Source organism: Bradyrhizobium sp. McL0616, assembly GCF_049993385.1.
GTDB lineage: Bacteria > Pseudomonadota > Alphaproteobacteria > Rhizobiales > Xanthobacteraceae > Bradyrhizobium.
Map to the genome: position 1 here is coordinate 1,336,303 of NZ_CP188255.1, position 21,960 is coordinate 1,358,262.

The window sequence follows — 21,960 nt, forward strand, 5'->3', positions numbered from 1 at the left end:
CGGCTGATGCCGATCTGGATTGATACTGGCCTGAATCTCTTCGTCGAAGGCATTTCTCTCAATCGTTTGGGCGACGCAGCATTCGCAATGAGCGGCGCAATATGGATAGATCGTTTGTCGTTGCGCAAATATCCGACCTGCATCTGGACGGGTCAGGACGGCTGCTTGCGACAGTTGAGGCCCTCACCGGCGCGATCCGCGAGGCGATGGCAGAGTTCGCGGATGTTCCCGATCGAATCCTGCTGATCACGGGCGATCTCGTGAACGACCCGACGCCGCGGGCGCTCGACGAGGCGCTCGCGGTCATCGCGTCGTTCCGGCAGAGCGGCCTGTTCACCGACATCCAGGCGGTCGCCGGCAATCACGATGTCAAGCGTCCGAGCCAGCGCGGCGGCCGGCACGACGCCTACGACTATCTGCATCTGCCGCGGACCTCGAAGAGCGTCTACTACCGCCAGGCCGGTCTCGACCTGGTGCTGCTCGATTCCAACAGCGCAAGCCTGACGATGCTTGCGAGCGGCAATATCGATGAGGGGGCCTACAACGCGCTGGTCGCGGATTCCGCCCGGCTGAGCATCGAGCTCGCGGGCAGCCTTGGCTCGGGTGGACGCGCCGATTATGCCGAGCCGGTGGAAAATCTGGTGCGGTTGCTGGCGCTGCACCATCATCCGCTGCCGCAGGCGACCGGCGAGGGAAAGCGGTTTCTCGGCGCCCCGGACGAGCCGCTGATGTATCTCGCCGCGCCCGCGACCTTTCTCGAAGCGGCCACCTCGCTCAACGTCAATCTGGTCCTGCACGGACACCGGCATGTCGAGGGTCTTACCCGCTATTCGATCCCCGATCCGCGTGCGACCCGGAGCGGCGCAGGTGAGGATTTCTGGCGCACGATCTATGTGCTCTGCTGTCCGTCCTCGACCGGGCAGGCCGGCGATGATGCCGGCTTCAACATCATTCATTTCGGCCCAATGTCCGGGGACGAGCGGCCCGGGTACCGGTTCGCGATCGCCCGGTATTCACGGCCGCGCAACGATGGCGGCTTCAGGGTGCTCGATTCGAACCTGCCGGGCGGCGTCATCATGCTCCCGGTGGGGCGGGATTTCTCCCGCGACCCGGCTATCCAGTCGGCGATCGAGATCGCCTCATGCGCGTCGTTGAAGCGGGAGCAGTTCCTGGAATTGGCCCGCCGGCTGCTGTCGCGCCGCGCCTTCTACGATGACGGCGGGCAGAGCTGGGCGGACACGCTCTACACCCATCTCGTCACCTCCCGTGTCTGGGCGGATCTCGACGGCAAGTTCGCAAGGTCCGGGCCCAATACGGAGATCGAGGCGCTGGCAGCAGTGGGGGCGCTGCTCCGTCAACTGATCGGGCAATCCGCCGATGTGCTCGGCATCGATCGCGTTCAGCTCGACGAGCTCCGCGCCGATCGCCTGATCAATCGTGACGACTTCCTGCGCCGATGGCCGAGCTTGCCGCGTGAGGGTGTCGATAGTCAGGGCCAAGCCCGCGAGAGACTGCAATTGCTGCGGGACTTGAACCGGCAAGCGAGTGCGCTCGGCCTCGATCTGGGCCTCGGCGGTGAGGTGCGACCGGATACCCTGCCGTAAGGCAGCGGGACCCCTGCGTTAACCGGCCATTAGGGTTAACAGTTTATTGCTGGCGCGTTCGGCTCGATCAATCGGCTCGAGAGTCAAAGCGCCATGCGTCAACGGTTCAGTCCTGCCCGGCTTCTTGCGTCTGCCTCGCTGATCGCGGTGGTGGCCGTCAGCCTCGGCGGCTGCACGGCAATGTCAAAACTCTCTGATGTCACCGGCTCGATCGGATCGAAGGCGGAAGCCGCCGCACCCACCGATCCCACGCGCGCCGTCGAGGTCTATGGCGAGCGCTACCGCGCCAATCCCAAGGATGCGGAGGCTGCCCTCGGCTATGGCCAGGCCTTGCGCGCCAACGGCCAGCGCGCCCAGGCCGCCGCCGTCCTCGAGCAGGCGACCATTGCCAATCCCGGCAACAAGGCGCTGCTCGCCCAATACGGCCGCGCGCTCGCCGACAATGGTAATTTCCAGCAGGCGTTTGACGTGCTGTCCAAGGCGCATTCGCCCGACAATCCGGATTGGCGCCTGCTCTCGGTGCAGGGCGCCGCGCTCGACCAGATGGGTCGCCACGACGAGGCGCGCTCCTACTATGCGAGCGCGCTGAAGATCGCGCCCGGCGATCCCGGCGTGCTCTCCAATGTCGGCCTGTCCTACATGCTGTCGCGGGACCTGCCCAAGGCGGAAGATGCGCTGCGGCAGGCCTATGCTTCGCCGCGCGCGAGCGCCCGGGTGCGACAGAATCTTGGCCTGGTGGTCGGTCTCCAGGGTCGCTTCACTGAGGCCGAGACCATCGTGAAGGCGGACCTGCCGCCGGATCAGGCCGCAGCCAACGTCGCCTATCTCAAGGAAATGCTGAGCCGCAACGATTCCCCGCGCGGTGCGCCGAAGCGGACGCCGGTCGCCTCGCTCAGCCAGCCCGACTGATCTTCATAATCGATCCTGAAGCCGCCCATGCGGACCGCGTGCGGTCCGCGCTCCGCGTCAGTGCAACTCGGAGATCTTGATGCCGGTCGGCCCGAGAATAACGACGAACAGCACCGGCAGGAAGAACACGATCATCGGCACCGTCAGCTTCGGCGGCAGCGCGGCGGCCTTCTTCTCGGCCTCGTTCATGCGCATGTCGCGGTTTTCCTGAGCCATGACGCGCAAGGATTGGCCGAGCGGGGTGCCGTACCGCTCCGCCTGTTGAAGTGCGAGACACACCGATTTGACGCCTTCGAGCCCTGTGCGTCGTGCCAGGTTCTCATAGGCCACTTTGCGGTCCTGCAAATAGGACAGCTCGGCGGTGGTCAGCGTGAACTCTTCCGACAGCGCGATCGACTGGCCGACGATTTCGGTGGCGACTTTCCGAAACGCCATTTCCACCGACATGCCGGATTCGATGCAGATCAGCAGCAGGTCGAGCGCATCGGGAAAGGCTCGCTTGATCGAGAGCTGGCGCTTGGAGATCCTGTTCTTGAGGAACAGCATCGGCGCCTGGAGGCCGGCATAGGCGGCGCCGACGCACATGCCGATCTTGATCGGCATCGATTTCTCCATATGCGCGATCAGGAACACGTAGACGATCGAGCCGACGAACAGCACGAGCGGGGCCACCATGCGGGCGAACAGGAACGTGACGTAAGGCGCATGGCCGCGATAGCCCGCCATGATGAGCTTGTCGCGCGCGGCCTCCTGCGCCAGCCATTTGGTGAGGTTGAAGTCCTCGACGACCCTGGAGACGAGTTGCTTTGGCGTCTGGCGCAGCGAGACCTTCTCGCTCTTGTTGAGGCGTTCGCGCTCGCGCTGCCGGATGCGCTCACGCTCGCTTGCCACCGCCTTCATGCGCTTGGAGAGCCCTTCGCCAGCGAACAGCGGCATCACCAGCGTATACACGGTGGCGCTGGCGGCGATGGCCGCCATCAGCATGGTCATGAAGTGGACGTCGTGCAGCTTTGTGACGAGTAAATCAACCATACGGCACCATCAGAAATCGAAGTTGATCATCTTCTTCATCACCATGATGCCGACCGACATCCAGACGACGCAGCCAACCAGCATGAGCTGGCCGGTAGGATGGGTCCACAGCAGCGAGATGTAGCCGGGCGTCGTGAGATAGACGAGGAACATCACGATCGGCGGCAGCGAACCGATGATGCCAGCCGAGGCCTTGGCTTCCATCGACATCGCCTGGATCTTTTCCTTCATCTTCTTGCGGTCGCGCAGAACCTTGGAGAGGTTGCCCAACGCTTCGGAGAGGTTGCCGCCCGACTTCTGCTGGATCGACACAACGATGCCGAAGAAATTTGCCTCTGGCAGCGGCATGCGATCGTAGAGCCGGGCGCAGGCCTCGCCGAGCGGCATGCCGATCGCCTGCGTCTCGATAATTTGCAGGAACTCGCTGCGCAGCGGCTCCGGCGCGTCGGCGGCGACGACCTTGATCGATTCGAACAGCGGCAGGCCGGCCTTGATGCCGCGAACGATCACGTCAACCGCGTCGGGCAGCGCCGCCAGGAACTTGTTCTCGCGACGCGTCTTCAGGAAACCCAGCGCCCAGCGCGGCAGGCCGAAGCCGCCTGCAAAGGCCAGACCGGCGGCGCCGAGCAGGCCGCCACCGCCGAACAAGGCACCGAAGAAAAACACGCCGGCCACGACCGCGGACGCGATCCAGAATTTTTGCGGCGTCCAGTCGAGTCCCGCCTGCGACAGGCGGATGTGGAGCGGAACGCTCTTTTCCTGCGCCCGCCTCGCCTCGAGATCCTTGAGCGAACTCTCGACCTGCTCGCGGCGCGTGCGCTGGCTCTTCTCCGCCTGCTTGGCCGCGGGCGCTTCGGCGCGCCCGATCGAGGCGCGGCGGCTCTCGGCCTTCCGCTCCCCGGACAGCAATGGATAGAGGAAGACCCAGGTAATGCCACCTACGGCGGCGGTGGCGAGGAAGGCGAGGGCGAGAACCTGCATGTTCATGGCTGTACAGACCTGCTCACGTCGTCGGCGCCACTTCCGCGGCGTCGAGCGCAGCGGCAAGACGTTTCTCTTCGCCGTAATAGCGCGCGCGTTCCCAGAATTTCGGACGGCCGATGCCGGTCGAGCGGTGCTTGCCGATGATCTTGCCGTTGGCGTCCTCACCAACCAGGTCGTAGAGGAAGATGTCCTGGGTGATGATGGTATCGCCTTCCATGCCCATCACCTCGGTGATGTGGGTGATGCGGCGCGAGCCATCGCGCAGGCGCGCGGCCTGCACGATGACGTCGATCGAGGCGCAGATCATCTCGCGAATGGTGCGTGAGGGCAGGGAAAAGCCGCCCATGGTGATCATCGATTCGCAGCGCGAAAGGGCTTCGCGGGGATTGTTGGCGTGCAGCGTGCCCATCGAGCCGTCATGGCCGGTGTTCATGGCCTGGAGCAAGTCGAAGGCCTCGGGGCCGCGGACTTCGCCGACGATGATGCGTTCGGGACGCATACGCAGGCAGTTTCGCACCAGTTCGCGCATGGTGACCTGGCCTTCGCCCTCGATGTTGGGCGGGCGGGTTTCGAGCCGCACCACGTGGGGCTGCTGGAGCTGAAGCTCGGCGGCGTCCTCGCAGGTGATGACGCGCTCGTCGTGCTCGATGTAATTGGTCAGACAGTTCAGCAGCGTGGTCTTGCCCGAGCCGGTACCGCCGGAGATCAGCACGTTGCAGCGGACGCGGCCGATGATCTGGAGGATCTCCGCGCCCTCCGGCGAGATTGCGCCGAACTTGACCAGCTGATCCAGCGTCAGCTTGTCCTTCCTGAATTTGCGGATGGTGAGCGCAGGACCATCGATCGCGAGCGGCGGCACGATGGCGTTGACGCGGGAGCCGTCGGCGAGGCGCGCGTCGCAGATCGGTGAAGATTCGTCGACGCGCCGGCCGACCTGGCTGACGATGCGCTGGCAGATGTTGAGGAGCTGCTGGTTGTCGCGGAAGCGGATGCCGGTTTTCTGGATCTTGCCGTTGACTTCGATGAAAACGGTGCCGGCGCCGTTCACCATGATGTCGGCGATATCGTCGCGCGCCAGCAGCGGCTCGAGCGGACCATAGCCGAGCACGTCATTGCAGATGTCGTCGAGCAGCTCTTCCTGCTCGGCGATCGACATCACGATGTTCTTGATCGCGATGATCTCGTTGACGATGTCGCGGATTTCCTCACGCGCAGACTCGGAATCCAGCTTGGCGAGCTGAGCGAGGTCGATGGCCTCGATCAGCGCGCCGAAGATGGTCGCCTTGACCTCGTAGTAATTGTCCGAGCGGCGGTTCTCCATGGCCGGCGCGGGCCGGGCAGGGGCGAGTGGCGGCGAAGCGACGGCCGGCGGGGGCGGCGCGCGCGACACCGTCGGCGCCGGAGCCGGGGCAGGCTCTGGCGACACGGCGCCGGGCTTGGGAGCCCGAGGGTCGGTGTCTGTTCCGCTACGCTTACCGAACACTTAACAACTCCATGGGGCGGCTTATTTTCCCCGAAATTTCTCAATCAGCGGTGAAAGTAGGGACGATTTTTGCTTCTTCGTCTCGCTGCGGCCGGTCAGCCGCTGGGCGATCTGGAGGAACATCTCGATCGACTTGTGGTTGGCGGAGATCTCCGCGATCATCTGGCCGTTGTTGGCGGCCGAGCCGAAGATCTGGGGCTCGAACGGGATCGAGACGACCGGCTGGCTCTCGATCGCCTTGGCGAATTCGGCGGCGGCGATCTCCGGCCGCTTGGGAATGCCGACCTGGTTCAGGCAGTAGAGCGGCGGCCGATCGTTGGGCCGCGCGGCCTTCAGGAGGTCGAACAGGTTCTTGGTGTTGCGCAAATTGGCGAGATCCGGTGCCGCAACGATCAGGATGTCGTCGGCGCCGATCAGGGCGCGCTTGGTCCAGCCCGTCCATTGATGGGGGATGTCGAGCACGATACAGGGCATTGTGGAGCGCAACGTGTCGAACACGGAATCGAAGGCGTCACTGCCGAAATCGTAGACCCGGTCGAGCGTCGCCGGCGCCGCCAGCAGGCTGAGATGATCGGTGCACTTCGACAGCAGGCGGTCGATGAAGGCGGTATCGACGCGATCAGGCGAGAACACGGCGTCCGCGATGCCCTGCGGCGGGTCCTGGTTGTAGTCGAGCCCGGCAGTGCCGAAGGCGAGGTCGAGATCGGCAACCACCGCGTCCATCGCGAGGTCCCGTGCGATCGCCCAGGCGACGTTGTGGGAGATGGTGGAAGCGCCGACGCCGCCCTTGGCGCCGACCACGGCGATGATGCGGCCGACTGCCTTGGCTTCCGGCGCCGAAAACAGGTTGCAGATCGAGCGCACGACGTCGATCGCGCTGACCGGCCCAAGCACGTAGTCGCTGACGCCGCGGCGCACGAGCTCGCGATAGAGCATGACGTCGTTGATGCGGCCGACCACGACGACGCGGGTGCCGGCGTCACAGACGGTGGCGAGCTGGTCGAGCCCGGCCAACAGATCGTTGCGGGCGTCGCTCTCGAGCACGATCACGTTCGGCGTGGGCGCCGATCGATAGGCTTCGATCGCAGCCGCCATGCCGCCCATCTGGATCTTCAGATGGGCCTTGCCGAGACGGCGATCCTCGCCGGCCGATTGCACGGCGGCGGCGGTCTCGACGGTCTCGCAGAAGGCCTGCACCGAGACGCGCGGTGCGGGCGCGATATGCTCCTCGACCGGCGGCGGAGGGAGGGCTCCCGGCTGCTCTTCTTGAGTCTGGCGAGCGTAGCTGATCATTTGCCGGTGTCGCTGAGTTTGGCCTTTTCGGCTTCGGGATAGGTGACCGCCGTCGGAATTCCCTTGCGATACTTCTCGAAGGCGGCGGTGCGCCGCGCCGTGTAGGCCGGTGTTTCAGGCCGCGGCTGCTCGAGGTCCGACGGATTGTCGACCATCGCCGCGAGGTTGCGCTGATAGGCGCAGCCGAAATTGTAGTAGTCCTTGTTCTCAAACCAGCTCTTGTTCTTCATCGAGGGGCCGATGTCCTCCGGCCACAGGCCGCAGGGGCCCGCGACCGCGGCGATCTTGGAATAGGTCATCCGGATCGGCGGCAGGAAGCGCTTGTCTTCCGGCTGGTAGGGGCGGGCGATGACGCCGCGCGGGGGAACGCCCGCCGCCGCCAGCATCGCCTGAATTTCACGCATCGATTCGGCGACCGGACGCGCATTGGGCTTTCCGGATGGCACGTCGATATGGATGGCGCCGGTGCCCTCGTGCAGCCAGGTCGACGCCAGGCCCATCACGTCGGCGCGCTGGGCCGCGGTCAGGCCGCCGCGGGCGTGGCCGACGAAGACGACGATCGATCGGTTCTGCTCCTCGATCGCGATCGGATGACGCTGCTTGTAGTCGTCGGGAATGGACGCGATCGCCGCTTCGTCATGCTGGCAGCCGCCGAGCGCAAACGCGATGCCGACCAGCGCGCCACCGAGGCCGATGGCGCGTTTGCGAATCTGGGGTGGTCTCGTGATCATAACTAAGTCCCCGTTCCGCTTCAGTCGGTGATGAAGCCGTAAGTGCCGCGGTAGTTCTTTGCCGGCTCGGTTTTTCCGGGCACGCCGTAGATGCGGTTGATGTTGCCGATCAGCTCGGCCTGCGGGTCCGCGGGCGCCGAGAAACCGTCATCCGGTCGCGACAGGTCCTTCTGCGCCACCGCGCGCACGATATAGGGCGTCACGATCACGACCAGCTCGGTCGTGTTGTTGACGAAGTCGCGGCTGCGAAACAGCGAGCCGAGGATCGGGAGCTGCATCAGGCCGGGCAATCCGCTGACCGCCTGCTTGGTCTGCTGCTGGATCAGGCCGGCCATCGCCATTGCGCCACCGGAGGGAATTTCGAGCGAGGTCTCGGCGCGGCGGGTCCTGATCGAGGGCACCGTCAGCGAGTTCACCGATGTCGAGGTGACGGCCTGCGACAGCGTGATCGCGTTGTCGTTGGAGAGCTCCGACACCTCGGTCATCACGCGCAGGCTGATCTTGCCTTCGCTCAGCACCACCGGCGTGAAATTGAGCGAGATGCCGAACTTCTTGAAGCTGATCTGGGTCGTGCAGACGTGCGTGGTGGGGTCGCAGGCATAGCCTGCCGGCACCGGGAATTCGCCGCCGGCGATGAAGGTCGCCGATTCACCCGAGATCGCGGTCAGGTTCGGTTCGGCCAGCGTGCGGATCACACCCGCGGTTTCCATCGCGCGCAGGGTGGCCTGTACGGACGGGGCCGCGCCAAACTTGGTGGTCAGAGCGTTGCCGTCCACGAGATTGTGGCCAAGCGCCGTGAACGGGTTGGAGTTGGAGAAGCTCACCACCGACGTGCCGTAATTGAGGTTGGCGGTGAGGTCGATGCCGAGCTGCTTGACGATATTGCGTGCGACTTCGGCGACCGTCACCTTCAGCATGACCTGGTCGCGGCCACGGACCACAATCGAGTTCACCACCTTGTCGGCGCCGCCGGCGAGGCGGGCGGCGAGATCGTTGGCCTGCTGCGCCTCGACCGGGTTGGCGGCCGAGCCGCTCAGGACGACGCCGTCGCCGAGGCCGTCGATCTGGATGTCGGAATTGGGCAGGATTTGCTTCAGCGCGGCACGCACGCCGTTGAGGTCGCGCTTGACCGCGATGTCATAGGCCGCGATCTGCTGGCCGGCGGAATCGAAGAAGACGATGTTGGTCTGGCCGACCGAGGCGCCGATGATGTAGGCGCGCTGAGACGAGCGCACCACCGCATTGGCGATCTTGGGATCGGCGACCAGCACATCCTTGATGTCGCGCGGCAGGTCGATCACGATCGACTTGCCGACGCCGAGCGAGAGGAAGCGCGCGTTCATCTGGCCGTCGGCCGCAACCGGCGCCACGGGACGGTAGTCTGCGGCGATCACAGGGGTCAGCACAGGGTTGAGCGTCAGCGCGACAGCGGCCGAAAACGACAGGGCGCGGACCATTGGGGTTCGCATCGTCGCCAGATCCGCCCTGTATTTCATATCGCCGGTCCTCATTGTGCCTTCGCCGCCTGGCTTGGAATGCCGTAGCGAATGATCGAAACGCCGTCGCGCTTCTGCGCGGAATCATCGAGCGTGATCTCGCTCATCTTGACGTCGGCAATGCTGCGCAGTGCCAGCGACAGCGTTCCGGCCTGGCGGGACGAGGAAAGCGTCTGGGTCTGAGCGGGATTGAGTTCCAGGGTTACCGTCTTGCCGACCACAGTGTTCTGGCCGTCCTTCTCTTTCGGCGCCTGGTCGATCGCCAGCACGCGGACATTGGCCAGGATGATCTCGGACTTGACGATGTCCGGGGCGCCGGCGCTCTGGTCCGGGTTCTTGAGGCGGCGCGTGAGCAGCACGTCGACGCGGTCGTTCGGCAGGATGAAGCCGCCGGCGCCGGTCTCCGGCGAGATTTCGGTGGAGATCGCGCGCATGCCGGTCGGCAGGATCGCGGCCATGAAACCGGAACCATCGGCCTTGACCAGCTTCTGGTCGCGGATCGGCTCACCCTGGATGAACGGGGCGCGCGCAATCGAGCCCACGACCTGGGTCGCGCCGTCGGGGCGCTCGCTGCGGCGGATGAAAGTGGAGCTGGCGGTCGCGGTCGGCCAGGTCTGCCACTGCACGTCTTCTGGCTTCACGGTCTGCCCGAGGCCGATGTCGTTCTTGGCGACCAGCACGTCAGTGGTGGGAAGCTGCGCGACCGGAGCCGTCGGAGGCGGCGCAGAGTTCGAGCCGCTCGCCAGGTACGCAGCGATGCCGCCGGCGCAGATGGCGACCGTCAGGACGACAATGCGTGCCCTATTCATACGCTTCACTTTCCAACAAAACGCCGCGACGCTGCCGCCGCCGTAATCGGCAGTTGACCAGCTATTCGTCAAAGCATGGTTAATGAGGCGTATCTAAATCGGCTTGGCGCCGGGTTGATCCGGTGCTGTCAGCGCAGTGCGAGGTGAGCGAGGTCGATCGCTTTCACCCATTCGGTCTCCGGGTAGACCATCAGCGCGCTCATCGCGAGCGCGATGCCGTAGGGAATGCCGCTCTCCTTGGCGTGCAGCCGCGCGAGCCAGGCCTGGCCGGCGAGCCCGTAGGGCAACGGCCATTGCCGGAACTGGAGCAGCAGCAGCGTCAGCGCGCCGCCGAACAGCGAGGCGTAGAGCAGGAAGTTCATCAATTGTGCGAAACCGAACCAGAGCGCCACGGAGGCCGCGATCTTCGCGTCGCCGCCGCCGACCCAGCCCATCGCAAAGCAGGTGAACGCCACGACCAGGAGAAGCGCGCCGGCGCCGACATGGCTCAGCATGCCATAAGGTGCCATGCCACCGGCAATGGCGAGCAGGAAAAAGCCTGCAACCAGCGCCAGCGAAACGCGGTTCGAGATGGTCATGGTGAAGAGATCGCTGGCCGCGGCGAACGCGATCAGGGCCGGGAAGAGCAGAAGGCGCGCGAGGTCGAGGATCATGGGCTGCGTCTTGAGGCCAGGGTCTGTCGCCGGATCGGGCGTCGCCGCATGCTAGCCGGCAGTGCTAAATAAACCGACAACGGAGGCAGCGCTTCGGAACCGGCGATCCGCGCCGACGGTCTCACCAGATGCTGGCGATGCGCGTTGCGAGCGTGACGACCGCGAGCAGCAGCGCAAGGCAGACCCAATAGGCCGACGCGTCGGCTCGCGCCGCTTCCGCCTCGTTCGCCGCAACTGCGGCATCGGTTCTGTGCTTGCGCAACGCCACTGGAACTCGCCGTGTCCAAAAAAAACAAAGGCCCCGGAAGTCCGGGGCTTTTGCAGTCGCTTGCCGGTCGCTTACTTCAGCGAGGAGCTGATCGAACCGAACTTGGTGTTCAGCGTGCTGCCGAGGTTGTTGACGACGGTGATGATGGCCAGCGCGATGCCGGCGGCGATCAGACCGTATTCGATGGCGGTAGCGCCGGATTCATCCTTCACGAAACGCGAAATCAGGTTTTTCATGAACTAAACTCCATCTGAGTTGGGCCGCCTCGTTCGGCGCTGTCTTGACACGACGACCATGTGAGCCGAGCTCTTTCGGTAGCGTTAATTCGACCGGGCAAACGCGGCCGCGACGCGATGCTTTTTGCCAGAGTGAATTTCACCTTAAGGCGGCCCTCGCAATTCGCTCCAGTTGCAAACGCGCCGTCAACTTCATCCTCCCTTAAATTTCGCGGAGTAGGCGTAGTGGGATCAGCAGCCTGGAAGAGAAGCGATGATGTCGAGCCTGCCCATGCAAGTCGCCCTGATGCTCGGCGAGACCATCGAGAAGGTGATCCCCGTCACTTTCATGCTCGCGGTCGTTTTCACGGTGCTCGAACATTTCTGGGCCTGTAATTCCGGTCCGTCGTGGTGGCGCAAGCGGGAGATCGTGACCGACATCTGCTACTGGTTCTTCGTTCCGGTGTTCGCTCGCACCATGCGGATCGGCCTCCTGATCGTCACCGCCGGCGTGGTCTTCAACATTCACGACGCCGACGAGCTGATCGCCTTCTACGACAATGGCCACGGCCCGCTGGCGCAACTGCCGCTATGGGTGCAGGGCGTGCTGTTCCTGGTGCTGGCCGACTTCATGCTGTACTGGCTGCACCGGCTGTTCCATGGCGGCGGGTTCTGGAAATACCATGCGATCCACCACTCCTCGGAGGAGATCAGCTGGATTTCGGCGGCCCGCTTTCATCCGGTCAATCTGATGCTCGGCACGATCGGTGTCGACGTCGTGCTGCTGATGGCTGGCATTTCGCCGAACGTCATGATCTGGGTTGGCCCGTTCACCACCTTCCACTCGGCCTTCGTGCATGCCAATTTGAACTGGTCGTTCGGGCCGCTCAGATATGTGCTGGCGACGCCGGTGTTCCATCGCTGGCACCACACCTCGCTCAAAGAGGGCGGCGACACCAATTTTGCCGGTACCTTCCCGATCTGGGACGTGCTGTTCGGCACATTCCGCATGCCGAAGGGTGAGCTGCCGCAGGATTACGGCAAGGACGAAGCGACCATGCCGAAGGAGATCGCGGGCCAGCTCGCCTATCCGTTCCGCCAATAGGACGGCATCCGGGGACGGGGGCCGCAAAGCGTCAGTCTGTTCAAACAATAGTCGACGAATTTGCGGAACGTTCACGAATTGCGGGCAGGTTAGCCAGTGTCGGGCGCCGGCTCCGCTTTTCGAATCGCTTCTGCCGGCTTGTACGTCCCGGGGTAAGAGTATGCGTAAAGAGTTCCTGCGCCGTCATGCGCGCGTCTGTCTTCTGGCTGCGGCCGCCGTGCTGGCTTCGCCGGCTGCTGGCCTTGCCGAACCCACCGCCGACACCATCGCCGTCAATGTCGACCAGGCCAAGCTCGTGCGGCTGCCCGGCAAGGTGGCAACGATCGTGGTCGGAAATCCCCTGATCGCCGACGTCACGCTTCAGCCCGGCGGGATGATCGTCGTGACCGGCAAAGGCTACGGCGCCACCAACTTCATTGCGCTCGACCGTGGCGGCGAGATCCTGGTCGACCGTCAGATCCAGGTCGAAGGCCCGAGCGACCGGCTCGTCACCGTCTTTCGCGGGGTCGAGCGGGAATCCTATAGCTGCATGCCGGTCTGCCAGCGCCGCGTGACGCTTGGCGACAGCGAAGGCTACTTCAACACCACGATGGGTCAGGCCGGCATGCTCAGCAACAATGCCAGCGGCAACGGCGGCGCGGCCGCCAAGACCAACTAACAAACGAACGAGCAAGACCGGCCGGGAAGCCAAAGCGCGGGACCATCCGGTCCCGCGCGGCGCTGCCGTTTGCGGCGGGATTTCTGGGCCTGTACGACATACTGAGCGCTTCCGCTTGGCACAAAAAAAGGCCGTGCATCTCGCACGGCCTTTTCCTTTGGTCTGTTGGCGCGATCCGGGCCGGGGCCCGGAGGGCTCAGCCTGCGTCGCGCAGGTTGTCGGCAGCTGACTTGCCCGACCGGCGATCTGCAACGATCTCGTAGGAGATCTTCTGGCCTTCGCGCAGCGTGCCAAGGCCGGCACGTTCAACGGCGCTGATGTGGACGAACACGTCCTGTCCGCCTTCGTCGGGCTGGATGAAGCCAAAGCCCTTGGTCGCGTTAAACCACTTCACGGTTCCCATGCTCACGGGGGTAGTTCCTTCTCAGATAACACAATGTAAGAGCCCGCTCGCGCAGGCAGGTTAGATCGAATTTCTGGAAGGGTCGTCAGCGTGTCTGAACCGGCTGTACCGGTGGATGCCAATGTCGTCCGGCCGAAAATCGATGAGCTGATTTTATTGGAAATAAGGCAGCAAAACAATCCTGACGCGCACGATTTTTTGATCCGCCGTGATGTCCACGGCGGATCAGCATACAGGTCAGAATTTTACTTCCGCACTGGCGTGCCTGAAGCGGATCAACGGCGGCGGAACTGGCCACCGCGCTGTCCGGGACGCGGAGGTCCACCCGCCCCACTGGGACGTTCGTCCTTGTGACGGAAAATCAGCCGGCCCTTTTCGAGGTCATAGGGCGACATTTCCACCGTCACGCGGTCTCCCGCCAGCGTCTTGATGCGGTTCTTCTTCATCTTGCCGGCGGTGTAGGCAACGATCTCATGCCCGGCGTCGAGCTGCACGCGGTAGCGCGCGTCGGGGAGGATTTCGGTGACCAGTCCTTCGAACTGGATCAGCTCTTCCTTAGCCATGAATTTCTCCAGGTCGTGGACGGCTAGTGCGAATAGGGTTTGCGGGTCGGTTGGCCCATCGGCCGACTGTCGCGGCGCAAAAAGGCAACGCCTTGTATCCCATCAGGCTTGCCGGCGCTATGCGCAGAACGCTGCTCCGGTCGGTCGTTTGACGAAGAATGCGGCTTGCCACCGGACGGGCGACGGCGAGACCCCTTCGAAGCCTTCTGGCTACCGCCAGGCCGTCCCTCGGCATGCCTGCCGTCACCGTGCCGACCTTCGCCGGGCCTTCCGTCGCTCGGCTTGCCGGCGCTGTGCCGTCCGTCACTACGCCTGTCGTCACGCCGTCCGTCACCTTGCCTTGCGCCTTGCGGGCGCTGGCCCGGGCGGCCGGAGCGACCCTGCCGTTGCTGTGACGGGGGCGCGCCCGCATCGTTGCGGCCGGCGTCCGTGCGGTTGTCTTCCCGCGGCAGCGCCACCTTGATCAGCCGCTCGATGTCGCGGAGGTAGCCGAGCTCCTCACCACCTGCGACCAGCGAGATCGCGGTGCCCTCGGCGCCGGCGCGCGCGGTGCGGCCGATGCGGTGGACATAGGTCTCGGGCACATTCGGTATGTCGAAATTGATGACGTGGGTGATGCCGTCGACATCGATGCCGCGGGCGGCGATGTCGGTGGCGACCAGCGTGCGGATTTCGCCGGAGCGGAACAGCGCCAGCGTCCGCTCGCGATGGTTCTGCGACTTGTTGCCATGGATGGCGCTGGCGGCGATGCCGGCCCTCTCAAGCGTCTTCACGACCTTGTCGGCGCCGTGCTTGGTGCGTGTGAACACCAGTGCGCGGTTGATTGGCTCGTCTTTCAGGAGCTTGGTCAGGACGGCGGGCTTGGCCGAGAAGTCGACCTGGATGATGCGCTGATTGATCCGCTCGGCGGTCGAGGACACCGGAGTGACCGCGACGCGGGCGGGATCACGCAGCATGGCGTCGGCGAGCTCGGCGATGTCCTTGGGCATTGTGGCCGAGAAGAACAGCGTCTGTCGCTTGATTGGCAGCTTGGCGACAATCTTCCGGATATCGTTGATGAAGCCCATGTCGAGCATGCGGTCGGCTTCGTCGAGCACCAGGAATTCGACGCTTCCAAGCTTGAGCCCGTTGCTCTGGACGAGATCGAGCAGGCGGCCGGGGGTTGCGACCAACACGTCGACGCCCGGCATGAGCGCGCGGACCTGGCGCCCCATCGGCACGCCGCCGATGGCCAGCGTAGAGGCGAGGCGGACGTGGCGGCCATAGGCGTTGAAGCTGTCGAGGATCTGGCCGGACAATTCTCGGGTCGGCGAGAGCACCAGCACGCGGCAGGTTTTGGGCTGCGGCTTGATGCGGTTCTCGAGCAGGCGGTGCAGGATCGGCAGCGCGAACGCCGCGGTCTTGCCGGTTCCGGTCTGGGCGATGCCGACCACATCGCGGCCGGTCAATGCCAGCGGGATGGTCTGTGCCTGGATGGGGGTGGGTGTGACGTACTTCTCTTCGGTGAGAGCGCGCGCGATCGGTTCGGCGAGGCCGAAATCCTGAAACGAAGTCAAAAGATGGGTTCTTTCCATGTCAAATACGAGCGCCCGGCGCAGTCGGCGGGGCACGCGCGAGAGGGTGTCGAGAAGACACCTGCGTGTTTGGGGTGTCGGATGGCTTGATGGGATGGGGCAAGCCAAACGCCCGTAAGGGCTTAAGAACACGCGGCTCGCAGCGACCACTCGATTCGCGAGCGATCTCAAGTCCTATATGGAACATCGGCGCGGCGCTTTCAAGGCGGGCGTTCTACTGGCGTCGACTGCGGTGCAAAAATACTTATGCCGGATTTTTAGCCAGAAGCAGCGTTTTGCTTACAAAATAGACTGGCTGCCACATAAGCATACATTTTATTCGCCCAAATCTTGAGCAGTCAGACTGCGGCGAAACTTTGATTGCGACCAGATTATCCAGCTTTAACAATGGCTTGTAAGGTATCCAGCCCATGGCATGGTTCTTGCGATTCCGTTAATCGCAGGCGGCCGTGGGGCCGTTTCGCAGCGTCTTTTTTCACGTCTGCGTCAGGGAGATGATAAACTCATGCTTAACAAATCCACTCACGATATAGCGGCGTCATTTAGCCGCCGCGGCGTGCTCGCCGCGACCGCCGGGCTAATGCTCGGCCTGGCTTCCATTTCCGGCGCGAAGGCCGCGGACGACACCATCAAGGTCGGCGTGCTTCATTCTCTCTCCGGCACCATGGCCATCAGCGAAACCACGCTGAAGGACACGATTCTCTTCCTGATCGACGAGCAGAACAAGAAGGGCGGCGTGCTCGGCAAGAAGCTCGAGGCCGTCGTCGTCGACCCCGCTTCGAACTGGCCGCTGTTCGCCGAGAAGGCGCGTGAGCTGATCACCAAGGACAAGGTCTCGGTCGTGTTCGGCTGCTGGACCTCGGTGTCGCGCAAGTCGGTGCTCCCGGTGTTCAAGGAGCTCAACAACATCCTGTTCTACCCCGTGCAGTACGAGGGCGAGGAGAGCGAGCGCAACGTGTTCTACACGGGAGCGGCGCCGAACCAGCAGGCGATCCCTGCCGTCGATTACCTGATGAAGGAAGAGAAGGTGAAGCGCTGGGTGCTCGCGGGCACCGACTACGTCTATCCGCGCACCACCAACAAGATCCTGGAAGCCTATCTGAAGTCGAAGGGTGTCGCCCAGGAAGACATTATGATCAACTACACGCCGTTCGGTCACTCCGACTGGCAGACGATCGTGGCCGACATCAAGAAGTTCGGCTCGGCCGGCAAGAAGACCGCGGTGGTCTCGACCATCAACGGCGACGCCAACGTTCCCTTCTACAAGGAGCTCGGCAACCAGGGGATCAAGGCGAAGGACATCCCGGTGGTCGCGTTCTCGGTGGGTGAGGAAGAACTCGCCGGCATCGACACCAAGCCGCTGCTCGGCCATCTCGCCGCCTGGAACTACTTCGAGTCGATCAAGACCCCGGCGAACGAGAAGTTCATCAAGGATTGGCAGGCCTACACCAAGAACCCGAAGCGCACGACCAACGACCCGATGGAAGCGCACGTGATCGGCTTCAATATGTGGGTGAAGGCGGTCGAGAAGGTGAAGTCGACTGATCCGGACAAGGTGATCGCTGCCCTTCCCGGCACCGAAGCGCCGAACCTGACCGGCGGCGTGTCGAAGATGCTGCCGAACCACCACATCACCAAGCCGGTGTTCATCGGCGAGATCAAGGCGAACGGTCAGTTCGACGTGGTCTGGAAGACGCCGGGTCTCGTTGCTGGCGACGCCTGGTCGAAGGAGCTCGACGGCTCCAAGGACCTGATTGGTGACTGGGTCGAGAAGAAGTGCGGCAACTACAACGTCAAGACCAACAAGTGCCTCGGTTCGGGCTCCTGATCCGGATCTGACGGCCTGTTACACGACCGGAGAAGGCGGCGATCCCGCCGCCTTCTCCACCCATTTCTGCCGGGGTCATTCACAGTGCCAGCCAATTTGTCTGCCCGTCTCTGTTCGCTTGTGCTCTCCTTGTTCCTGATCGCGTTCGCATTGCCGGCTTTCGCCGGTCCGTTCGAGGACGCGGTCGCCAAATTCGCCAACGACGATTTTTCCGACACGGAAGAGGCGATCGGCGTGGTCGCGAGCAGCGGCAATCCGCTGGCTTTCCCCATCATCAGCGCGCTCCAGGACGGCCGTCTGATGGCCGATCCGGACAGCAAGAAGGTTTACGTCACCGGCGCCGACGGCAAGTCGATCGATGCCGCGACCGGCCAGCCCGTTGCCAGCGTGCCTGACAGTGCAAGCGCCGTCCGTCTCAACAATCGCCTGCGCCGCAGCGTCGACGCCGCAGTCGGTGGTCTCACACTCCAGTCGCCGGATCTGACCACGCGCCTCCAGGCCGCGCAATCCGTCTTCAAATCGCATGAGGAGACTGCGCTCGAGGCCGTCGAGGGTGCGCTCGCCAAGGAAACCAACAAATCGGTCAAGAGCGCGCTGGGTGACGCCCGCGCGGCCATCCTGCTGTTCAAGTCGGACGCCACCGAGGTCGATAAGCTCGAGGCTGTCGCGACCCTCAAGGCCCGCGGCGACCAGGAAGCGCTGGCGCTGCTCACCGGCATGGGTGACCAGCCGGCCTCGGTGACCAAGGCGGCGGCGAGCGCGATCGGCTCGATCCAGAGTTCGCTTGCGGTCTGGTCCACGGTGCAGAATGCCTGGTACGGCCTCTCGCTCGGCTCGGTGCTGCTGCTCGCCGCGATCGGGCTTGCCATCACCTTCGGCGTAATGGGCGTCATCAACATGGCGCATGGCGAGATGGTGATGATCGGCGCTTACACGACTTTCGTGGTGCAGGAGGTGATCCGCACCCGCTATCCCGGCCTGTTCGACTATTCGTTGCTGATCGCCGTGCCGCTCGCCTTCCTCGTCGCAGGCGCGATTGGCGTGCTGATCGAGCGCAGCATCATCCGCTTCCTCTATGGCCGTCCGCTGGAGACGCTGCTCGCGACCTGGGGCCTGTCGCTGGTGCTCCAGCAGGCGGTGCGTACCATGTTCGGCCCGACCAACCGCGAGGTCGGCAACCCCTCCTGGATGAGCGGTGCGTTCGAGCTCGGCCAGATCACCATCACCTATAACCGGCTCTGGATCCTTGTCTTCACGCTTGCGGTGTTCGCGATCCTGCTCGCGATGCTGCGCTATACCGCGCTCGGCCTCGAGATGCGCGCCGTGACGCAGAACCGCCGCATGGCGGCCTCGATGGGCATAGCCACCTCGCGCGTCGATGCGCTGACCTTCGGCCTCGGCTCGGGCATCGCCGGCATTGCCGGCGTGGCGCTGTCGCAGATCGACAATGTCAGCCCCAATCTCGGCCAGAGCTACATCATCGACAGTTTCATGGTCGTGGTGTTCGGCGGGGTCGGCAATCTCTGGGGCACGCTGGTCGGCGCCTTCACGCTCGGCATCGCCAACAAGTTCCTGGAGCCGATGGCCGGTGCCGTGCTTGGCAAGATCGCCATCCTGGTCCTCATCATCCTGTTCATTCAGAAGCGCCCGCGCGGCCTGTTCGCGCTCAAGGGCCGTGCGGTGGAAGCATGACCCCTCACATGCTGACGCGATCGCTGGACCGCGGCGCGACGATCTTCCTCGCCGTCGTCGCGGCCTGCGGGATTTTGATTCCGCTCTCCAACCTGCTGCTGCCGGCAGGTTCGTTCCTGCAAGTGCCGACCTATCTGGTCGCGCTTTGGGGCAAATATGTCTGCTACGCCATCCTGGCGCTCTCGATCGACCTGATCTGGGGCTATTGCGGCATTCTCTCGCTCGGCCATGGCGCGTTCTTCGCGCTCGGCGGCTACGCGATGGGAATGTATCTGATGCGGCAGATCGGCACCCGCGGTGTCTACGGCAATCCGGTCCTGCCCGACTTCATGGTGTTCCTGAATTATTCGAAGCTGCCGTGGTCCTGGTACGGCTTCGACATGTTCTGGTTCGCCGCGCTGATGGTGCTGTTCGTGCCCGGCCTGCTCGCGTTCTGCTTCGGCTGGCTCGCCTTCCGCTCCCGCGTCACCGGCGTCTATTTGTCGATCATCACGCAGGCGATGACTTATGCGCTGCTGCTCGCCTTCTTCCGCAACGATTTCGGCTTCGGCGGCAACAACGGCCTGACCGATTTCAAGGACATTCTCGGCTTCAATGTGCAGGCGGAGGGGACTCGCGCCGCGCTGTTCGCGCTGAGCTGCCTGGCACTGATCGCCGGCTTCCTGATCTGCCGAGCCATTGTCTCGTCCAAGCTCGGCAAGGTACTGATCGCGGTGCGAGACGCAGAATCGCGGACGCGCTTCCTCGGCTACCGCGTCGAATCCTACAAGCTGTTCGTGTTCACGGTGTCGGCCTGCATGGCCGGCGTCGCCGGAGCGCTCTACGTGCCGCAGGTCGGCATCATCAATCCATCCGAGTTCGCGCCGGGCAACTCGATCGAGGCGGTGATCTGGGTCGCGGTCGGCGGCCGCGGCACCTTGGTCGGTGCCGCGCTGGGGGCCGTCGTCGTCAATTACGCCAAGACGGTCTTCACCTCAGGCATGCTCGCGCCGTACTGGCTGTTCATGCTGGGCGCGATGTTCATCCTGGTGACGCTGCTGCTGCCGAAGGGCATCGTCGGCACCTTCAACGCCTGGTGGGAATCGTCGAAAGAAAAGCGCTCCGCTGAGACCACTGCGAGCGCAGCGGCCGAAGACGGCGTCACCGAACCAAAGATGGCGGAGTAGGCGCGATGAACGTCATGGATACCCGCGCAACCTCCGCAATGCTCTATCTCGACGGCGTGCACGTCTCGTTCGACGGCTTCCACGCCATCAACAATCTGTCGCTGACGCTCGCGCCCGGCGAGATGCGCGCCATCATCGGCCCGAACGGCGCCGGCAAGACTACGATGATGGACATCATCACCGGCAAGACCAAGCCCGACGAGGGCACGGTGCTGTTCGACGGTGTCACCGATCTGACGCGGCTGGATGAGACCCGTATCGCCGAGCTCGGCATCGGCCGAAAATTCCAGAAGCCGACCGTGTTCGAGAGCCAGACCGTGCAGGACAATCTCCTGCTCGCGCTCAATGTCGATCACAGTGTCAAGGGCACGCTGTTCTGGCGCGGCAGCAAGGCCGAATCCGAGCGCATCGACAAGGTGCTGGAGACGATCCGCCTGACTGACGCGCGCAATCGCCTCGCCGGCAGCCTCAGCCACGGCCAGAAGCAGTGGCTCGAGATCGGCATGCTTCTGGCGCAGGACCCGAAACTGCTCCTCGTCGATGAGCCCGTCGCCGGGATGACCGACGTCGAGACGCATCTGACCGCCGAGCTGCTCAAGGAAATCAACAAGACCCACACCGTCATGGTGGTCGAACACGACATGACGTTCGTGCGCGAGCTCGGCGTCAAGGTCACCTGTCTGCACGAGGGCACCGTGCTGGCCGAAGGAACCATCGACCAGGTCTCGTCCAACGAGCGGGTCATCGAAGTGTATCTGGGACGCTGAGCCATGCTTGAAGTCAAGGACATCAACCTGTTCTACGGCGCGGCGCAGGCGCTGCGCGGCGTCTCGATTGCGGCCGAGCCGGGCAAGGTGACCTGCGTGCTCGGGCGTAACGGCGTCGGCAAGACCTCGCTGCTCCGCGCCATGGTCGGGCAGTATCCGATTTCGTCGGGCGCGATCGTGTTCGACGGCAGCGATATCAGCGGCCTCAAGCCGTATGAGCGGGCGCGCAAGGGCATCGGCTTCGTACCGCAGGGCCGCGAGATCTTTCCGCTGCTGACGGTTGAGGAGAACCTCAAGACCGGCTTCGGCCCGCTCAAGCGCGAGGACAAGCACATTCCGGACGACGTGTTCTCGCTGTTTCCGGTGCTGCAAACCATGCTCGGCCGGCGCGGCGGCGATCTCTCCGGCGGCCAACAGCAGCAGCTCGCGATCGGACGCGCGCTGGTGATGCGGCCGAAACTGCTGCTGCTCGACGAGCCGACCGAGGGCATCCAGCCCTCGATCATCAAGGACATCGGCCGCGCGATCTCCTATCTGCGTAACCTCGGCAACATCGCCATCGTGCTGGTCGAACAATATCTCGACTTTGCCTGCGAACTCGGCGACAGTTTTGCGGTGATGGATCGCGGCGCGGTGAAGTTCACCTGCGACCGCACCAATCTCGATCCGAGCGAAATCAGCCGCCAGATGGCGCTGTAAGCCGGAAAATCCTGCCGCGACCGGCTGG

22 protein-coding genes are annotated in these 21,960 nt (G+C 63.9%); 9 read left to right on the forward strand and 13 right to left on the reverse strand.

Going from position 1 to position 21,960, the window contains the following annotated elements; translation table 11 throughout:
* Positions 1 to 101 precede the first annotated feature (101 nt).
* Positions 102 to 1,604, forward strand: coding sequence for a metallophosphoesterase family protein (locus ACPPVR_RS06420; protein WP_426613406.1), 1,503 nt, complete (start codon positions 102 to 104; stop codon positions 1,602 to 1,604).
* Positions 1,605 to 1,697: 93 nt separating this feature from the next.
* The gene (locus ACPPVR_RS06425; RefSeq protein WP_426613407.1) at positions 1,698 to 2,513 is read left to right on the forward strand and encodes a tetratricopeptide repeat protein; all 816 of its coding nucleotides are present in this window, start codon (positions 1,698 to 1,700) and stop codon (positions 2,511 to 2,513) included.
* A 57-nt stretch (positions 2,514 to 2,570) separates the two neighbouring features.
* Here ACPPVR_RS06425 and ACPPVR_RS06430 read toward each other — a convergent pair whose 3' ends face one another.
* The 10 genes from ACPPVR_RS06430 to ACPPVR_RS06475 all read right to left on the reverse strand — a co-directional run bounded on the left by ACPPVR_RS06430 (position 2,571) and on the right by ACPPVR_RS06475 (position 11,498).
* Positions 2,571 to 3,545: a type II secretion system F family protein gene (locus tag ACPPVR_RS06430; protein WP_426613408.1), complete on the reverse strand. Its 975-nt coding sequence runs from the start codon at positions 3,543 to 3,545 to the stop codon at positions 2,571 to 2,573.
* Between the two features lie 9 nt (positions 3,546 to 3,554).
* Positions 3,555 to 4,532: a type II secretion system F family protein gene (locus ACPPVR_RS06435; RefSeq protein WP_426613409.1), complete on the reverse strand. Its 978-nt coding sequence runs from the start codon at positions 4,530 to 4,532 to the stop codon at positions 3,555 to 3,557.
* 16 nt (positions 4,533 to 4,548) lie between these two features.
* Positions 4,549 to 6,012 carry a CpaF family protein gene (locus ACPPVR_RS06440; protein WP_426613410.1) on the reverse strand — a complete coding sequence of 488 codons (1,464 nt, stop codon included), beginning with the start codon at positions 6,010 to 6,012 and terminating at the stop codon, positions 4,549 to 4,551.
* 21 nt (positions 6,013 to 6,033) lie between these two features.
* The gene (locus ACPPVR_RS06445) at positions 6,034 to 7,305 is read right to left on the reverse strand and encodes an AAA family ATPase (RefSeq protein WP_426613411.1); all 1,272 of its coding nucleotides are present in this window, start codon (positions 7,303 to 7,305) and stop codon (positions 6,034 to 6,036) included.
* On the reverse strand, positions 7,302 to 8,036 hold the full coding sequence (locus ACPPVR_RS06450) for a CpaD family pilus assembly protein (RefSeq protein WP_426613412.1): 735 nt from the start codon (positions 8,034 to 8,036) through the stop codon (positions 7,302 to 7,304). The genes ACPPVR_RS06445 and ACPPVR_RS06450 overlap by 4 nt, the downstream gene beginning before the upstream one ends.
* Positions 8,037 to 8,056: 20 nt before the next feature.
* Positions 8,057 to 9,532, reverse strand: a complete 1,476-nt coding sequence (locus ACPPVR_RS06455; protein ID WP_426613413.1) for a type II and III secretion system protein family protein — start codon at positions 9,530 to 9,532, stop codon at positions 8,057 to 8,059.
* An 11-nt stretch (positions 9,533 to 9,543) separates the two neighbouring features.
* Positions 9,544 to 10,341, reverse strand: a complete 798-nt coding sequence (gene cpaB, locus ACPPVR_RS06460) for a Flp pilus assembly protein CpaB (RefSeq protein WP_426613414.1) — start codon at positions 10,339 to 10,341, stop codon at positions 9,544 to 9,546.
* A 128-nt stretch (positions 10,342 to 10,469) separates the two neighbouring features.
* Positions 10,470 to 10,994 (reverse strand): A24 family peptidase, encoded by a 525-nt coding sequence (locus ACPPVR_RS06465; protein ID WP_426613415.1) that lies wholly within the window; start codon positions 10,992 to 10,994, stop codon positions 10,470 to 10,472.
* A gap of 121 nt (positions 10,995 to 11,115) precedes the next feature.
* Positions 11,116 to 11,256: a hypothetical protein gene (locus tag ACPPVR_RS06470; RefSeq protein ID WP_426616347.1), complete on the reverse strand. Its 141-nt coding sequence runs from the start codon at positions 11,254 to 11,256 to the stop codon at positions 11,116 to 11,118.
* A 77-nt stretch (positions 11,257 to 11,333) separates the two neighbouring features.
* Positions 11,334 to 11,498 (reverse strand): Flp family type IVb pilin, encoded by a 165-nt coding sequence (locus tag ACPPVR_RS06475; protein WP_211392586.1) that lies wholly within the window; start codon positions 11,496 to 11,498, stop codon positions 11,334 to 11,336.
* 256 nt (positions 11,499 to 11,754) lie between these two features.
* On the opposite strand from ACPPVR_RS06475, the gene ACPPVR_RS06480 reads away from it, so the two are divergent.
* Together ACPPVR_RS06480 and ACPPVR_RS06485 are read left to right on the forward strand one after the other, a co-directional pair.
* Positions 11,755 to 12,582 (forward strand): sterol desaturase family protein, encoded by an 828-nt coding sequence (locus ACPPVR_RS06480; protein WP_426613416.1) that lies wholly within the window; start codon positions 11,755 to 11,757, stop codon positions 12,580 to 12,582.
* Between the two features lie 160 nt (positions 12,583 to 12,742).
* Positions 12,743 to 13,240, forward strand: coding sequence for a pilus assembly protein N-terminal domain-containing protein (locus tag ACPPVR_RS06485; protein ID WP_426613417.1), 498 nt, complete (start codon positions 12,743 to 12,745; stop codon positions 13,238 to 13,240).
* Positions 13,241 to 13,436: 196 nt separating this feature from the next.
* Here ACPPVR_RS06485 and ACPPVR_RS06490 read toward each other — a convergent pair whose 3' ends face one another.
* The 3 genes from ACPPVR_RS06490 to ACPPVR_RS06500 form a co-directional block, all read right to left on the reverse strand.
* Entirely contained in the window at positions 13,437 to 13,649 is a 213-nt protein-coding gene (locus ACPPVR_RS06490) for a cold-shock protein (RefSeq protein WP_045002509.1), read from the reverse strand.
* 269 nt (positions 13,650 to 13,918) lie between these two features.
* Positions 13,919 to 14,206 carry a translation initiation factor IF-1 gene (gene infA, locus ACPPVR_RS06495; RefSeq protein ID WP_148755275.1) on the reverse strand — a complete coding sequence of 96 codons (288 nt, stop codon included), beginning with the start codon at positions 14,204 to 14,206 and terminating at the stop codon, positions 13,919 to 13,921.
* 23 nt (positions 14,207 to 14,229) lie between these two features.
* Positions 14,230 to 15,780 carry a DEAD/DEAH box helicase gene (locus tag ACPPVR_RS06500; protein WP_426613418.1) on the reverse strand — a complete coding sequence of 517 codons (1,551 nt, stop codon included), beginning with the start codon at positions 15,778 to 15,780 and terminating at the stop codon, positions 14,230 to 14,232.
* 505 nt (positions 15,781 to 16,285) lie between these two features.
* Between ACPPVR_RS06500 and urtA the strand changes: the two genes are divergently transcribed.
* The 5 genes from urtA to urtE all read left to right on the forward strand — a co-directional run bounded on the left by urtA (position 16,286) and on the right by urtE (position 21,932).
* Entirely contained in the window at positions 16,286 to 17,608 is a 1,323-nt protein-coding gene (gene urtA, locus ACPPVR_RS06505; protein WP_426613419.1) for an urea ABC transporter substrate-binding protein, read from the forward strand.
* Between the two features lie 84 nt (positions 17,609 to 17,692).
* Complete coding sequence (urtB, locus tag ACPPVR_RS06510; RefSeq protein WP_426613420.1) at positions 17,693 to 19,300, forward strand: urea ABC transporter permease subunit UrtB; 1,608 nt, start codon at positions 17,693 to 17,695, stop codon at positions 19,298 to 19,300.
* Positions 19,297 to 20,466, forward strand: coding sequence for an urea ABC transporter permease subunit UrtC (gene urtC, locus ACPPVR_RS06515; RefSeq protein WP_426613421.1), 1,170 nt, complete (start codon positions 19,297 to 19,299; stop codon positions 20,464 to 20,466). Before urtB ends, urtC begins: the two co-directional genes overlap by 4 nt.
* A gap of 5 nt (positions 20,467 to 20,471) precedes the next feature.
* On the forward strand, positions 20,472 to 21,233 hold the full coding sequence (gene urtD, locus ACPPVR_RS06520) for an urea ABC transporter ATP-binding protein UrtD (RefSeq protein WP_426613422.1): 762 nt from the start codon (positions 20,472 to 20,474) through the stop codon (positions 21,231 to 21,233).
* Positions 21,234 to 21,236: 3 nt separating this feature from the next.
* The gene (gene urtE / locus ACPPVR_RS06525) at positions 21,237 to 21,932 is read left to right on the forward strand and encodes an urea ABC transporter ATP-binding subunit UrtE (RefSeq protein WP_426613423.1); all 696 of its coding nucleotides are present in this window, start codon (positions 21,237 to 21,239) and stop codon (positions 21,930 to 21,932) included.
* Positions 21,933 to 21,960 lie beyond the last annotated feature (28 nt).